At 70.4% G+C, this 14,225-nt stretch carries 11 protein-coding genes; all 11 read right to left on the reverse strand.

Annotated features, from left to right (window positions below; all coding sequences use genetic code 11):
* Positions 1-193: hypothetical protein (locus tag VKN16_19415; protein HME96379.1), on the reverse strand; the 193-nt coding region annotated here is incomplete at its 3' end.
* Positions 194-203: 10 nt separating this feature from the next.
* Positions 204-905 carry a cell division ATP-binding protein FtsE gene (ftsE, locus tag VKN16_19420; GenBank protein HME96380.1) on the reverse strand — a complete coding sequence of 234 codons (702 nt, stop codon included), beginning with the start codon at positions 903-905 and terminating at the stop codon, positions 204-206.
* Between the two features lie 27 nt (positions 906-932).
* A complete protein-coding gene (gene gatB, locus VKN16_19425; GenBank protein HME96381.1) occupies positions 933-2,381 on the reverse strand; it encodes an Asp-tRNA(Asn)/Glu-tRNA(Gln) amidotransferase subunit GatB in 1,449 nt (482 codons plus the stop codon).
* Positions 2,378-3,844 (reverse strand): Asp-tRNA(Asn)/Glu-tRNA(Gln) amidotransferase subunit GatA, encoded by a 1,467-nt coding sequence (gatA, locus tag VKN16_19430; GenBank protein HME96382.1) that lies wholly within the window; start codon positions 3,842-3,844, stop codon positions 2,378-2,380. Before gatA ends, gatB begins: the two co-directional genes overlap by 4 nt.
* A gap of 12 nt (positions 3,845-3,856) precedes the next feature.
* Positions 3,857-4,135, reverse strand: a complete 279-nt coding sequence (gatC, locus tag VKN16_19435; protein HME96383.1) for an Asp-tRNA(Asn)/Glu-tRNA(Gln) amidotransferase subunit GatC — start codon at positions 4,133-4,135, stop codon at positions 3,857-3,859.
* A gap of 20 nt (positions 4,136-4,155) precedes the next feature.
* A complete protein-coding gene (locus VKN16_19440; GenBank protein HME96384.1) occupies positions 4,156-6,321 on the reverse strand; it encodes a UvrD-helicase domain-containing protein in 2,166 nt (721 codons plus the stop codon).
* Positions 6,322-6,473: 152 nt separating this feature from the next.
* Entirely contained in the window at positions 6,474-8,312 is a 1,839-nt protein-coding gene (gene glmS / locus VKN16_19445; protein ID HME96385.1) for a glutamine--fructose-6-phosphate transaminase (isomerizing), read from the reverse strand.
* A 4-nt stretch (positions 8,313-8,316) separates the two neighbouring features.
* On the reverse strand, positions 8,317-9,717 hold the full coding sequence (gene glmU / locus VKN16_19450; GenBank protein HME96386.1) for a bifunctional UDP-N-acetylglucosamine diphosphorylase/glucosamine-1-phosphate N-acetyltransferase GlmU: 1,401 nt from the start codon (positions 9,715-9,717) through the stop codon (positions 8,317-8,319).
* A gap of 124 nt (positions 9,718-9,841) precedes the next feature.
* Positions 9,842-10,828, reverse strand: coding sequence for an RluA family pseudouridine synthase (locus VKN16_19455; protein HME96387.1), 987 nt, complete (start codon positions 10,826-10,828; stop codon positions 9,842-9,844).
* Positions 10,829-10,843: 15 nt separating this feature from the next.
* A complete protein-coding gene (lspA, locus tag VKN16_19460; protein HME96388.1) occupies positions 10,844-11,317 on the reverse strand; it encodes a signal peptidase II in 474 nt (157 codons plus the stop codon).
* Positions 11,314-14,160 carry an isoleucine--tRNA ligase gene (gene ileS, locus VKN16_19465; protein ID HME96389.1) on the reverse strand — a complete coding sequence of 949 codons (2,847 nt, stop codon included), beginning with the start codon at positions 14,158-14,160 and terminating at the stop codon, positions 11,314-11,316. Before ileS ends, lspA begins: the two co-directional genes overlap by 4 nt.
* Between the last annotated feature and the right edge of the window lie 65 nt (positions 14,161-14,225).

The raw sequence follows: 14,225 nt of genomic DNA on the forward strand, positions 1-14,225 counted from the left end.
GCGTGCTGCGGAGCACGAACGCGACGATCTCCACCCGCTCCTCCAGCCCCTGAAGCGCCTGCCGCAGATTGACCGCGATGAGCCCGAACAGTCCGACGGTGAAGAGCGAGAAGGCGATGGTGGTGACCGACAGCCCCGACAGGAGCGGCGCGCGCCGGAAGGAGAGCAGCGCCTCGCGGAAGAGGAGCCTCATCGGCCGCGCCTCATCGGGTGCCCGTGGCGCGGGAGTCGTCCACCGCGCTGTCGTACGCGATCGCGCCTTCGCGCAGCTCGATGTTGCGGTAGTTGGTCTGCCGCACCAGGTCGAGGTCGTGGGTCGCCATCACCACCACCGTGCCGCCGGCGTTGATCTCGCGGAGGAGCTGGAAGACGCCGCGGGTGGCCCGCTCGTCGAGGTTGCCGGTGGGCTCGTCGGCGAGCAGGAGCCCCGGAGACTTCACGATCGCCCGCGCCAGCGATGCCCGTTGGGCCTCGCCCTGGGACAGCTGGTGCGGGAACGCCTGGGCGCGGGCGGAGAGGCCGACCGCCTTGAGCGCCGCGAAGGCCCGGGGGGTGATGTCACGGCGTGGGACGCCGAGGACGCGCAGGACGAAGGCCACGTTCTCGAATACGCTGCGTCCGGCGAGCAGCTTGGAGTCCTGGAACACGATCCCGATCGAGCGCCGCAGCCGCGGGATCTCGGCGCGCCGCAGCTCGGTCACGTCGAAGCCGGCGACCTCGATCTCGCCTTCGGAGGGCGTCTCGGCCCGGTAGAGCATGCGCAGCAGGGTGGTCTTGCCGGCACCGCTGGCGCCGGTGAGGACGACGAACTCACCCTTGGCGATGTGGAACGAGATACCGCTGAGGGCGGCCACCCGGGAGGGACCGGCTCCGAAGACCTTTGACACGTGCTGCAGCCGAATCATGGACTGCCTTCCATCTTACCTAACTATTCAGACTTTCGGAAGTTTCTCCATCAGAAGCCGGTTCACCACGCCGGGATTCGCCTTGCCCTGCGTGGACTTCATCACCTGCCCCACCAGGAAGCCGAGCGCCGCCTTTTTCCCGGCCTTGTAGTCCTCCACGACCTTGGCGTGCGCGGCCAGCACCGCGTCCACCGCCGCCCCGAGGGCGCCCTCGTCGGCCACCTGGGTCAGTCCCTCGCGGCGCACGATCGCCTCCGCGGTGTCGCGCGAGCGGACCATCTTCTCGAACACGTCCTTGGCGATCTTGCCGCTGATCGTTCCGTCGTCCATCAGGCGCAGCAGCCCGACCAGGTGGGCGGGCGGAATGGGCGAAGCCGCCACCGCGCGGTCGTCGTCGGCCGGCACTTCGCGCAGCAGCTCGTTCAGCACCCAGTTGGCGACCGCTTTCGGCTTGCCGGATCCGCGCGCGGCTTCCTCGAAGTAGTCGGCGAGGCCGCGGCCCTGGGTCAGGATGTCGGCGTCGTACGCCGACAGCGCATACTCGGCCTGGAAGCGCGCGCGCCGCGCGCCCGGAAGCTCGGGCAGCCGCTCCCGCATCTCCTCGATCCAGGCCGGCTGCACGTCGAGCGGCGGCAGGTCCGGCTCCGGGAAGTACCGGTAGTCGTGCGCGAACTCCTTGGAGCGCATCGAGACCGTCACCGCGCGGTCCGGATCCCACAGCCGCGTCTCCTGCACGATGCGCTCGCCGGTCTCGAGCGCGCGCGTCTGCCGGCGGATCTCGTGGTCGAGCGCGTCGCGCACGTTGCGGAACGAGTTCATGTTCTTGATCTCGACCTTGGTGCCGTACTCGGCCTGCCCGATCGGTCGCAGCGAGATGTTGGCGTCACAGCGCAGCGAGCCCTCTTCCATGTTGCCGTCGCAGACGCGCAGGTAGATCAGGATCGCGCGCAGGGCCTTGAGATAGGCGGCCGCCTCGTCGGGGCTGCGGAGATCGGGCTTGGAGACGATCTCCATCAGGGGCACGCCGGCCCGGTTGAAGTCGACCTCGCTCGACGGCGCGGTCTCGAGCGCGCCCTCGTGGAGGAGCTTGCCCACGTCCTCCTCCAGGTGCAGGCGCTGGATGCCGACGTCGCGCGCGCCGCCCCGGGCCTCGATCAGCAGATGACCGTGCTCGGCCAGCGGCTCCTCGTACTGGCTGATCTGGTAGTTCTTCGGCATGTCCGGGTAGTAGTAGTGCTTGCGCGCGAAGCGGTTGTGCACGTTGACCCGGCAGCCTATGGCCAGCGCGGTCATGATGCCGTACTCGATCGCGCGGCGGTTGATCACCGGCAGCGAGCCGGGCATGCCCTGGCACACCGGACACGTCTGGGTGTTCGGCTCGGCCCCGAAAGACGCGCGGCAGCCGCAGAACATCTTGGTGCGCGTCGCGAGCTGGGCGTGGACCTCCAGGCCGATGACGGTTTGGTAGGCGCTCATGCGGTGAGTGGCGGCTTGCGCTGGTGCCACGTGGTGACTTGCTGGTAGGCGTGGGCCGCGCGCAGCAGCCGTGCCTCGTCGAAGGCGCGCCCGATGAGCTGCAGCCCGATCGGCAGGCCGGTCTGCGTGAAGCCGCCGGGGATGGACACGCCCGGCAGGCCCGCCAGGTTCACCGGGATCGTGAAGATGTCGTTCAGGTACATCTGGATCGGGTCTTCCTTCTCGCCCATCTTGAAGGCGACGCCCGGGGTGGTGGGCGCCACGATCAGGTCGACCCGCTCGAACGCTTGCTGGAAGTCGCGCCGCACGAGCGTTCGCACCTTCTGGGCCTGGCCGTAGTAGGCGTCGTAGTAACCGGCGGAGAGCACGTAGGTGCCCAGCATCACGCGCCGCTTCACCTCGGTGCCGAAGCCGGCCGCGCGCGTCTTGCTGTACATGTCGATCAGGTCGCGCGCGCCGGGGACCCGCAGGCCGTACTTGACCCCGTCGTAGCGGGCCAGGTTCGACGAGGCCTCGGCGGGCGCGATGACGTAGTAGGCGGCCAGCCCGTACTCGGTATGCGGCAGCGAGACCGGCTCGGTGCGGGCGCCCAGCTTCTCGAGCGCGGCGATGGCCTCCCGCACCGCCCGCTCCACCTCCGGATCCATGCCCTCGATGAAGTACTCCGCCGGCACGCCGAGCCTCAGGCCCTCGATGCCGGAGCGCAGCTCGGCCGGGTAGTCGGGGACGGGGACGTCCACGGACGTCGAATCCATCGGGTCCACGCCCGCGATCGCGTGCAGCATCAGCGCCGCGTCCTCCACGTCCTTGGCGAACGGGCCGATCTGGTCGAGCGACGAGGCGAAGGCGATGAGCCCGTACCGCGAGACGCGCCCGTACGTCGGCTTCATGCCGAGGACGCCCGAGAAGGCCGCGGGCTGACGGATGGAGCCGCCGGTGTCGGTGCCGAGCGTGAGGGCGGCCATGTCGGCCGCCACCGCCGCCGAGGCGCCGCCCGACGAGCCGCCGGGCACCCGGGCGAGGTCCCACGGATTGCGGGTGGTGAAGTAGGCGGAGTGCTCGGTGGAGGAGCCCATCGCGAACTCGTCCATGTTGAGCTTGCCGAGCAGGATCGCCCCGGCATCGTAGAGCCGGGCGACCACGGTCGCGTCGTAGGGGGGCACGAAGCGGTCGAGGATCTTCGAGCCGCAGGTGGAGCGGATCCCCCGCGTGCACAGCACGTCCTTGAGCGCGATCGGCACCCCGTCGAGCGGACCGCGCGGCGTGCCGGCCCGGAAGCGCGCGTCGGCCTCGGCGGCGCGGCGCAGGGCTTCCTCGCGGGTCACGGTGAGGAAGGCGCGCACCTGGGGGTCGACCGCGTCGATGCGGGCCAGGTAGTCGGTGACCGCCGCGCTCGGCGTGGCCTCCCCGCGCCGGTACCGCGCGCCCAGCTCGTGAGCGGTCAGCGAGGCCAGCGCGCCCATCGGTCGCTTCGTCTACTCCTCGATGATCTTGGGGACCCGGAACAGCTCGCCGTGCCGGTCGGGGGCGTTGGCGAGCATCTCGTCCGGCGGCAGGGAGGCCACCTCAATGTCGTCCCGCATCACGTTGGTCAGGGGCACCGCGTGCGAGGTGGGCGCGACTCCGCGGGTGTCGACCGCGCGGAGCTTGTCGATGTAGGACAGGATGCCGTCCAGCTCCTTCCGCATCCGCTCCTTCTCGGCGGCGGAGAGCTCGAGCCGGGCCAGGCGGGCCACGTGCTCGACGTCCTTCATCGAGATGCGTGGCCCGTCGGTCACAGCTCCTCCAGGTGCGCGTACTGCAGCGAGAGACGCTTGCGCCCGACGCTGGCGAAGTGCACGGTGGCGATCACGTCGCTGCCTTCGCGCTCCATGCCCACCAGCAGGCCCTCGCCCCAGCGGGCGTGGCGGAGCTTGGCGCCCAGGCGGAACGGAAAATCGTCGCCGGCCTCGGCCGGAGTGGGCGCGGTGGTCGCGTGAGCCACCGGCTCGGGCCGGCGCGCGTTGAGGAGCTGGACCTGCTCCTCCGGGATCTCGAGGAGAAAGCGCGAGGGCTCCGCGACACCGTAGCCCTGGATGCGCCGGTGCAAGGCGTAGGACAGGAACAGGCGCTCCTGCGCGCGCGTGATCCCCACGTAGCAGAGCCGCCGCTCCTCCTCCAGCTCCTCGGGCTCGAGCATCGAGCGGGAATGCGGGAAGACGCCTTCCTCGAGGCCGGTGAGGAAGACCACCGGGAACTCGAGGCCCTTGGCCGAATGCAGGGTCATCAGGGTGACCCCGCCCGACTCGGAGTCGATCTCGTCGGTGTCGGCGACCAGGGCGATCGAGTCCAGGAAGGATTCGAGCGTCACCGGCTCGATGCCCTGCGCCTGCTGGCCGGCGATGAACTCCTCGGAGGCCGCCACCAGTTCCTCGAGGTTCTCGAGGCGCGCCTCCGCCTCGGCGGTGCGCTCGGCCTTGAGCGCGTCGCGGTAGCCGGAGGCGGCGCACACCTCGTCGATGAGCGCGGGCACCGCCAGCGCGCTCCGGCGCTCGGCGAGGCGCGCGATCAGCCGCGCGAACTCCTCGAGGGCGCGGCGCGGCTTGCCGGTGATGTCGGCGGGGATCATCGCGCACAGGGCGAGCAGCGAGCCGCCCGCCGCGCGCGCCGCGTCGGCGAGGCGATCGAGCGTGGCCTTGCCGATCCCGCGGGCCGGGGCGGCCACCGCGCGGCGGAAGGCCACGTCGTCGAACGGGTTGGCGGTCAGGCGCAGATAGGCCACCACGTCCTTGATCTCACGACGCTCGTAGAAGCGCACCCCGCCGACGATCAGGTACGGGATGCCGGCCCGGCGCAGCGCATCCTCCAGCACGCGCGACTGCGCGTTGGTCCGATAGAAGACCGCGACGTCCCGGTAGCCCCGGCCCTCGCGATTCAGCGCGCGAACCTTCTGGGCTACGAAAGCTGATTCTTCGTTCTCGTCCCAGCCCCGGTAGACCTCCGCGCGCTCGCCCTCGCGGTTCTCCGTCCAGAGCCGCTTCTCCTTGCGGGCGGTGTTGTTGACGATCACCGCGGAGGCGATGTCGAGGATGCGCTTGGTGGAGCGGTAGTTCTGCTCGAGCGCCACCACCCGGCAGTCCGGGTAGTCCTTCTCGAAGTCGAGGATGTTGCGCAGATCGGCGCCCCGCCATCGGTAGACCGACTGGTCCGGATCGCCCACGACGCAGAGGTTCCGGTGCTCCTCGGTCAGCAACTGCACGATGCGATACTGGGCGCGATTGGTGTCCTGGTACTCGTCCACCAGCACGTGCGTCCACACGTGGCGATACCAGCGAAGCGCCTCCGGCACCGTCTCGAGCAGTCGCACCACGCGCAGGAGCAGGTCGTCGAAGTCCAGCGCCCCGGCCGCCCGCAGCTTCTCCTCGTAGAGCCGATAGAGCGAGGCGATGCGCTCCTCTCGCGGGGTGCGGGCCAGCTGCTCGACGTCCTCGGGCGCCATCATCTGGTTCTTGCAGTGGCTGATGCGGTGAACGACCGTGCTCGGGGTCAGCGTGCGCTCGTCGAAGTCCAGCTCCCGCAGCGCCTCCTTCACCAGGCTCTGCCGGTCGTCCTCGTCGTAGATCACGAAGGACGGCTTGAGCCCGGCCTGGACGGCCCGCTCGCGGAGAATGCGCACGCAGGCCGCGTGGAAGGTGGCGATGATCGGCGGGCGGATCCCGGCGGGCAGCAGGAGATCCTCCACCCGGTGCCGCATCTCCGCGGCCGCCTTGTTGGTGAAGGTCACCGCGAGCACGTGACGCGGATGCACGCCCTCGACCGCGAGCAGGTAGGCGATGCGGTGGGCGATCACGCGGGTCTTGCCGCTTCCCGCGCCGGCCAGCACCAGCACCGGGCCCTTCGTCGTGGTGACCGCGTCGCGCTGCGGCGGATTCAGGGGCGCGAGCAGACTTTCGGCGGTCACTGCGGGATGCAACATGGGAACAAACGATACCACAGGTAGTAGACCCGTGGCGTGACGGCTACCGGGGCTTCTCTTTCAAATGCGCTCGGCTCGCCTTCGGCTGCACCTCGCCCGGCAACTGCCCCGGACAACCGTCCTGGGCAGGGTGGGGGCTATTCGACGGTGACGGACTTGGCGAGGTTGCGGGGCTGGTCGACGTCGCGTCCGAGGCGTACCGCGACGTGATAGGCGAGCAGCTGCATCGGGATCGACAGCAGGATGGGCGTGAGCAGATCGCCGGCGGGCGGGACCGGCAGCATCACCTCGGCCTTGGCGGCCAGCTCGCGGTCGCCCTCGTGACCGATGGCGATGACGCGGCCGTCGCGGGCGCGCACCTCCTCGAGGTTGCCCATCATGCGGTCGTACGAGCCGTCCCGTGGGGCCAGCGCGATGACCGGGAAGCCGTCCTCCAGCAGCGCGATCGGCCCGTGCTTCATCTCTCCCGCCGGATAGCCCTCGGCGTGCACGTACGAGAGCTCCTTGAGCTTCAGCGCGCCCTCGAGAGCGAGCGGATAGCTGATGCCGCGGCCGAGGAAGAGGAAGTTCTTGTGGCGCGAGAGGTCGCGGGCGAGATCGGCCACCGCATGCTCCATCTCGAGCGTCTGCTCCATCAGGCGCGGCAGCTCGAGCAGGCCCTGGATGTGCTTGCGTCCGTCCTCCGCGTTCAGCATCCCGCGCCGCCGGCCCAGCCAGAGGGCCAGGAGGTAGCAGGCCACCAGGGTCGCGGTGAAGGTCTTGGACGACGCGACGCCGATCTCCGGGCCGGCGTGCGTGTAGAGCGTGCCGGTGGCCTCGCGCGAGAGCGCCGAGCCCACCACGTTGGTGATGCCGACGATCGGCGCCCCCTTGGCCCGGGCGGCCTTGACCGCCCCGAGGGTGTCGGCGGTCTCGCCGGACTGCGAGAGCGCGATCACCAGCGTCTCGGGGCCGAGGACCGAGTCGCGATAGCGGAACTCCGAGCCCAGGTCGACCTCCGCCGCGATGCCGGTCAGGCGCTCGATCATGAAGCGACCGACGATGGCCGCGTGATAGGAGGTGCCGCAGGCGACCAGGACGATTCTCTGAATGCCGGCCATCACGTCCGGATCGAGCTGCACGTCGGGCAACACCACGGTGCCGCCCTCCGGCTGTACCCGCCCGCGCATGGTGTCGGCAGCCGCGCGCGGCTGCTCGTAGATCTCCTTGAGCATGAAGTGCCGATAGCCGCCCTTCTCGGCCAGGATCGGGTCCCACAAGATCCGCGAGGGCGCGCGCTGCACCGGCGCCCCGTCCAGCTGGCTGATCTCGACCCCTCGGCGGGTCACCACCGCCACGTCCTCGTCCTCCAGCACCACCACGTCGCGTGTGTGGGAGAGGATGGCCGGGATGTCGGAGGCCAGGAAGGTCTCGTTCTCGCCGAGGCCGACCACCACGCTGCCCGCGCCGAGCTTGGCCGCGACCAGCCGATCGGGCATGCGCCGGTGCAGCACCACGATCGCGTACGAGCCGCGCAGCTCGCGCAGGGCGCGGCGCACCGCCTCGTCGAGGCGCGGGGTGTCTTGCAGGTGGCGCTCGATCAGGTGCGCGATGACCTCGGTGTCGGTCTCCGAGGTGAAGACGTGGCCTTCCGCCTGCAGCCGCTCCTTGATGGGGAGGTAGTTCTCGATGATCCCGTTGTGCACCACCACCAGATCGCCGGAGCCGTCGGTGTGAGGATGCGCGTTCTCGTCGGTGGGGCGACCGTGGGTGGCCCAGCGGGTATGCCCGAGCCCGATCCGGCCCTCCATCGGTTTCTCGCGCAGCAGGCCCTCGAGCACCTTGATCCGTCCGGCGGCCCGTCGGATCTGCAGGCCGGCGGGGCCGATCACCGCGGCGCCCGCCGAGTCGTACCCGCGATACTCGAGCCGCTTCAGCCCGTCGAGCACGATGTCGATCGCGCTCTTGTCGCCGACGTACCCGACGATGCCGCACATGACGCTAGTCCTTGTGTCCGGACGCCTTGGGCTTCGCCTTCTGCTTCCGGGCGACCCAGCCTTCCCGGGTCTCCTGACGTCCGCGCGCCACCGCCAGCGCGCCCGGCGGCACGCTCTTGGTGATCACCGAGCCGGCTCCCACGTAGGCCCCCTCGCCGATGGTCAGCGGCGCCACCAGGCTCGAGTTGGTGCCCACGAACACCCCATCCGCGATGACCGTCTCGTGCTTGGCTACGCCGTCGTAGTTGCAGGTGATGGTGCCGGCACCGATGTTGACGCCGTCCCCCATCGTGGTGTCGCCGATATAGGAGAGATGCGGCACCTTGGACCCGCGGCCGATGCGTGACTTCTTCAGCTCGACGAAGTTGCCGACCTTGGCCCTGGCGCCCACGCGGCTCGCCGGACGCAGGTGGCAGAAGGGGCCGAGCTGCGCGTCCTCCTCCACGGTGGATTCGCTGAGCACGCAGTACGGCTTGAGCAGCACCCGGTCGCCGATCGTGGTATCCGCCACGTGGCAGCCGGTGCTCACCACGCACTCCGCACCGACCGTCGTGCGCCCCTGCAGGATCACGCCCGGGTGGAGGATGGTGTCGGGCCCGATGGTCACGGTGTCGTCCACGTAGGTGTTGGCCGGGTCGATCACGCTGACACCGGCCACCATCAGCCGATCGAGGATGCGGCGGCGCATGATGGCGCCCAGCTCGGCCATCTGCTTGCGATCGTTCACGCCCAGGCACTCGCTCGGATCCTCGGTGATCACCGCCTCCAGCGGCTGGCCCTGGCGATGCAGGACGCCGATCACGTCGGTCAGGTAGTACTCGTGCTGCTCGTTCTCCGGCGTCACCTGGGCGAGCGCGGGCCAGAAGCGCGCCGCGTCGAAGCAGTACACGCTGGTGCCGATCTCGCGGAGCGCGCGCTGCGCGGCGGTGGCGTCGCGATGCTCCACGATGCCGACCGGGCGGCCCCCCTCCCGCACCACGCGCCCGTAGCCGGTGGCGTCAGGCACCTCCGCGGTCAGCAGCGTGGCGGCGGCGGCGGTCTGCACGTGGTGATCGACGAGGCGCTTCAGGGTCGGCGCGGACAGCAGCGGCCCGTCCCCGGGCAGCACCAGGATCGTGCCCGGAGCGTCGCCGCAGGCCACGTGGGCCTGCAGCACCGCATGACCGGTGCCGAGGCGCTCCTTCTGCTCGACGAAGCTCGCGCCGGCCTCGGGATCGACGGCGGCCCGCACCTCGTCGGCGCCCCGCCCGACCACGACCACGATCCGGGCCCCGACCGCGCGGGCGGCGTTCACCGGGTACGCGATCAGGGGCCGACCGCAGAGGGAATGGAGGACCTTGGGGCGGGCCGAGCGCATGCGCTTGGCCTCGCCGGCGGCGAGAATGACGGCGGTGAGCTGAGCCATGATGCCAACAATCGTAGCACGCGGCATGCCACGCAATGTGGCGGCCGGAGCCCCGTCGAGCCAGCGGCCAGCACCTGTCCGGGCGCGATGTTGACGGCCTGAATGCTCCCGCCGTCGTGGGGGCTCAGCGCGTCCTGTTGCGGAGATGAGACAGGATCCGGGCAATCCTGTCGGGCAGAGGACACGAAAACTGCATCGGCGCACCGGTCAGCGGGTGCAGGAAGGCCAGCTCGGCCGCATGGAGCGCCACGCCGCCAAGCCCCTCGATCAGCGTGGTCAACACCGCGTCGCCGCCTGGCCCGGTGCGGCGACCCCGGTAGACGTCGTCGCCGAGCAAGGGGTGCCCGAGCGAGGCCAGGTGGACACGGATCTGGTGGGTGCGCCCGGTCTCGAGACTGGATTCGAGCAGCGTGACCGCCGAGGGGCCGACGCCGAACCGCTCGAGGACCCGGTAGCGGGTCACGGCTCGCTTCCCCTTGCCTTCTGCCACCACCGCCATTCGGATGCGGGAGCGCGGATCGCGGCCGACCGGCGCGTCGACCACCCCCGCGGCCCGGCGCACCGTGCCCTGCGCGAGGCAGAGATAGCGGCGAGTCACGGTGCGCCGCGCGAGCTGAGCGGTGAGCGCGTCGTACGCCGCCTGCGTCTTCGCCAGCACGATCAGTCCGGAGGTGCCCTTGTCGAGCCGGTGCACGATGCCGGGCCGACGCGGGCTGCCGACCCCGGCCATGTCGGGGGCGTGCGCCAGCGCGGCCGCGGCCAGCGTGCCCTCGGGCCGTCCCGCCCCGGGATGAGTGACCATGCCGGCGGGCTTGTCCACCACCAGCACGTCGCCGTCCTCGAATACCACGGTCAGGGCTATCGGCTCGGGGGCGAGCCCTTCACGGGGAGACGGTGGAATGGCGACCTCCACGCGCTCGCCCTCACGCACGCGGTGGCCGGCCTTGACCACCCGGGCGTCGACGAGCACGCGGCCCGTCTCGATGAGTCCCTTCACGCGCATCCGCGAGAGCCCGCTCAGCCGCTCGACGAGCCAGGCGTCGAGCCGGGCTCCCGCTTCACCGGCGACGACGGACCCGGTCCACTCGCGAGGCGGCGACGTCTCGTCCATCCGGCGCGGCCGGGATCAGCGAGAAGGCGACGGGGCCCGCAGCATCTGGAAGGCGAGGAGCGCTACCCCGACGGTGATGGCGGAGTCGGCCACGTTGAAGGCAGGCCAGTGGTATCCGCGCCAGTAGAAGTCGAGGAAGTCGATCACCGCGCCGAAGCGGCCGCGGTCGATCAGGTTGCCGACCGCGCCCCCGAAGATCATGCCGAGCGCGACCGGCGTGAGCCAGCCGCCGGCGGGCAGCATCCGCAGTCCCACCATCGCCAGGATCCCGAGCGCGCCGATGGACAGCAGCGCCACCACCCATCGCCAGCCGGCGGGCATGCCGCCGAGCATGCCGAACGCCAGCCCGGGATTCATGACGAGCGTCAGGGAGAAGAGCGAGTCGAGCACCGGCCGGGAGATTCCGGGGAGCAGGCGCTGGAGCGCCCAGTACTTCGTGACCTGGTCGAGGAGCAGGACGGCCAGCGCGGTGGCCGCGGCCGCGGTCACCGGGGCAGCGCCGCCACGACCGGGGTGCAGCGCTCGCAGAGGGTCGGATGCGCGGCGTCCTCACCCACGCGTGCGCTCCAGGTCCAGCAGCGCTCGCACTTCTTCCACCCGAGCACCTGCGCGGGCGCCACTTCCAGCACCAGGCCCGGGATGTCCTGGCTCTCGTAGCGCACCGCCTCGCGCGGCGCGCCCTGCCGGAGGCGCGTCCCCGAGACGTTGAACACGGTGGTGAGCAGAGCCTCCCCCTTGGCCTCGAGCAGCGGACGCCACTGCTCCTCCGGCGCATTCGGAACGAACACCACCGCGTCGATGCCCTTGCCGATCTTGCCCTGTTGCCGCGCGACTTCGAGGGCGCGGGACACCTCGCCGCGCACCTCGAGCAGCCGCTCCCAGTCGGCGGCGAGCCGCTCGTTCATCCACTCGCCGCGCTCCTCGGGAAACAGCGCGAGGTGCACGCTCTCCGGCTTGCCGCGCCCGGGGATGTACGACCACACCTCGTCGGCGGTGAACGTGAGGATCGGGGCCATCAACCGGGTCAGCGCGGCGAGGATCTCGAAGCACACCGTCTGCGAGGCGCGCCGCCGCGGATCGTCGGGCGCCGAGATGTAGAGGCGGTCCTTGATGATGTCGAGGTAGAGCGCGGAGAGGTCCACCGCGCAGAAGTTGTGCATGGAGTGGAACGCCACGTGGAACTGGTAGTCCTCGTAGGCCTTGCGCACGCGCGAGATGAGCCCGCCCAGGCGCAGCAGAGCCCAGCGGTCCAGCTCGTCCATCTGCTCGTAGGAGCGCCGGTCCCGCTCCGGGTCGAAGTCGGCCAGGGTGCCGAGCAGGAAGCGGCACGTGTTGCGCATGCGGCGGTAGGCGTCGGCGAGGCGGTTGAGGATCTCGACGGAGAGGCGGATGTCCTCCGTGTAGTCCTCGGAGGCGACCCAGAGGCGCAGCACCTCGGCGCCGTACTTGGGGATGATCTCGTCGGGGGTCACGTTGTTGCCGCCCGACTTCGACATCTTCCGCCCTTCGCCGTCCACCACGAACCCGTGAGTGAGCACCGACTTGTAAGGCGGCTTGTCGCGGGTGCCCACCGCCTCGAGCAGCGAGGAGTGGAACCAGCCGCGGTGCTGGTCGGAGCCCTCCAGGTACATGTCGGCGGGCCAGCGCAATTCCGGACGCTGCTCGAGCACCGCGGCGTGACTGCATCCGGAGTCGAACCACACGTCCAGGATGTCGCTCTCCTTGCGGAACTCGGCGCCGCCGCACTTCGGGCAGCGGGTACCCGCGGGCAGCAGCTCGGCGGCCGACCGCGTGTACCACTCGTCGGCGCCCATCCCGTCGCGCATGATGGACGCGACGTGGGTAACGAGCGCCTCGCTCAGCAGCACCGTTTCGCAGGCGAGGCAGTAGAACGCGACGATCGGCACGCCCCACACGCGCTGGCGGGAGATGACCCATTCCTGGCGATGGGCCACCATGTTGTAGATCCGCTCCTCGCCCCACGCGGGCAGCCACGTCACCTCGTGACGGATGGCATCGAGCGCTTTCTGGCGCAGCCCGTGGCGGTCGAGCGCGATGAACCACTGCTCGGTGGCGCGGAAGAGCGTGGGATTCTTGCAGCGCCAGCAGTGCGGGTACGTGTGCCGCAGCGGCACCTCGGACACGAGCGCGCCCGCCGCGCGGAGGTGCTCGATGATGCGCGGGTTGGCCTCCCACACCGTCTGGCCCGCGAAGTGGGCGACCTCGGGGATGAAGCGCCCGTCGTCGTCCACCGGGTTGTAGATCTTCAGCCCGGCCCGACGGCCCAGCTCGTAGTCCTCCTCGCCGTGGCCGGGCGCGATGTGGACGAGCCCGGTGCCCGCGTCCATCGCCACGAAGTCGGCGGTGAGCACCGGCACGTCGCGATCGATCCAGGGATGGCGCGCGACGGCGCCCTCGAGCGCGCGGCCGGGCACCGCCACCGGCAGGACGGTCGCGCGGCCCTTCACGCCGGGCAGCCGGCCGAAGGCCTCCGCGAGCGGCTGCGCCACGATCAGCGCCTGGCCGTCCAGCTCCACCGCGGTGTAGGTCGCGTCGGGATGGACCGCGATCGCGAGGTTCGCGGGCAGCGTCCACGGGGTGGTGGTCCAGATCACCAGCGAGGTGGGCCGCCCTCCGAGGGCGCCGGTGAGCCGCGGGTCGCCGCTCTTGAGCGGGAACTTCACGTAGACCGAGGGCGTGGTCTGGTCTTCGTATTCGACCTCGGCCTGCGCCAGCGCCGTCTTGCAGTGCATGCACCAGTGCACCGGCTTGAGCCCCTTGTGCACGAGGTCGCGGCCGACGAACCGGCCGAACTCGCGCGCGATGATCGCCTGATAGGCGGGCGCCATCGTGCGATACGGATTGTTCCAGTCGCCGAAGACGCCGAGGCGCCGAAACTCCTCGCGCTGGATGTCGATGAACTTGGACGCGTACTCGCGGCAGCGCCGCCGCTTCTCCACCGGGTCCATTGCGCTGCGCACGTCCACCGACACCTGGTCGAGGCCCAGCTCCTTGTCCACCTGGTGCTCGATCGGCAGCCCGTGACAGTCCCAGCCGGGCACGTAGACCGCGTTGTGCCCGAGCATCGAGCGCGACTTCACCACGAGGTCCTTCAGGATCTTGTTGAGCGCGGTGCCCACGTGGATGTGGCCGTTCGCGTACGGCGGCCCGTCGTGGAGGATCCACCGGGGGCGGTTCGCCGAGGCCTGCCGGATGCGCCCGTAGATGTCCATCGCCGCCCAGCGGTCGAGCCATTCCGGCTCGAGCTTGGGCAGGTTGGCCTTCATGGGGAAGTCGGTTTTCGGCAGATTCAGCGTGGCCTTGTAGTCCATAGAGGGCTCACGCTAACACTCATCCCGGGTTCCAGCAAGAACGGGGCCCGGCCTCTCCGCCTCCG

Source organism: Candidatus Methylomirabilota bacterium (assembly GCA_035315345.1).
GTDB lineage: Bacteria > Methylomirabilota > Methylomirabilia > Rokubacteriales > CSP1-6 > CAMLFJ01.

Coding starts and splice junctions, on each gene's coding strand:
- ftsE (HME96380.1), bottom strand. CDS start 905: ATGATTCGGCTGCAGCACGTGTCAAAGGTCTTCGGAGCCGGTCCCTCC.
- gatB (HME96381.1), bottom strand. CDS start 2,381: ATGAGCGCCTACCAAACCGTCATCGGCCTGGAGGTCCACGCCCAGCTC.
- gatA (HME96382.1), bottom strand. CDS start 3,844: ATGGGCGCGCTGGCCTCGCTGACCGCTCACGAGCTGGGCGCGCGGTAC.
- gatC (HME96383.1), bottom strand. CDS start 4,135: ATGAAGGACGTCGAGCACGTGGCCCGCCTGGCCCGGCTCGAGCTCTCC.
- glmS (HME96385.1), bottom strand. CDS start 8,312: ATGTGCGGCATCGTCGGGTACGTCGGCGACAAGAGCGCGATCGACATC.
- glmU (HME96386.1), bottom strand. CDS start 9,717: ATGGCTCAGCTCACCGCCGTCATTCTCGCCGCCGGCGAGGCCAAGCGC.
- VKN16_19455 (HME96387.1), bottom strand. CDS start 10,828: ATGGACGAGACGTCGCCGCCTCGCGAGTGGACCGGGTCCGTCGTCGCC.
- ileS (HME96389.1), bottom strand. CDS start 14,160: ATGGACTACAAGGCCACGCTGAATCTGCCGAAAACCGACTTCCCCATG.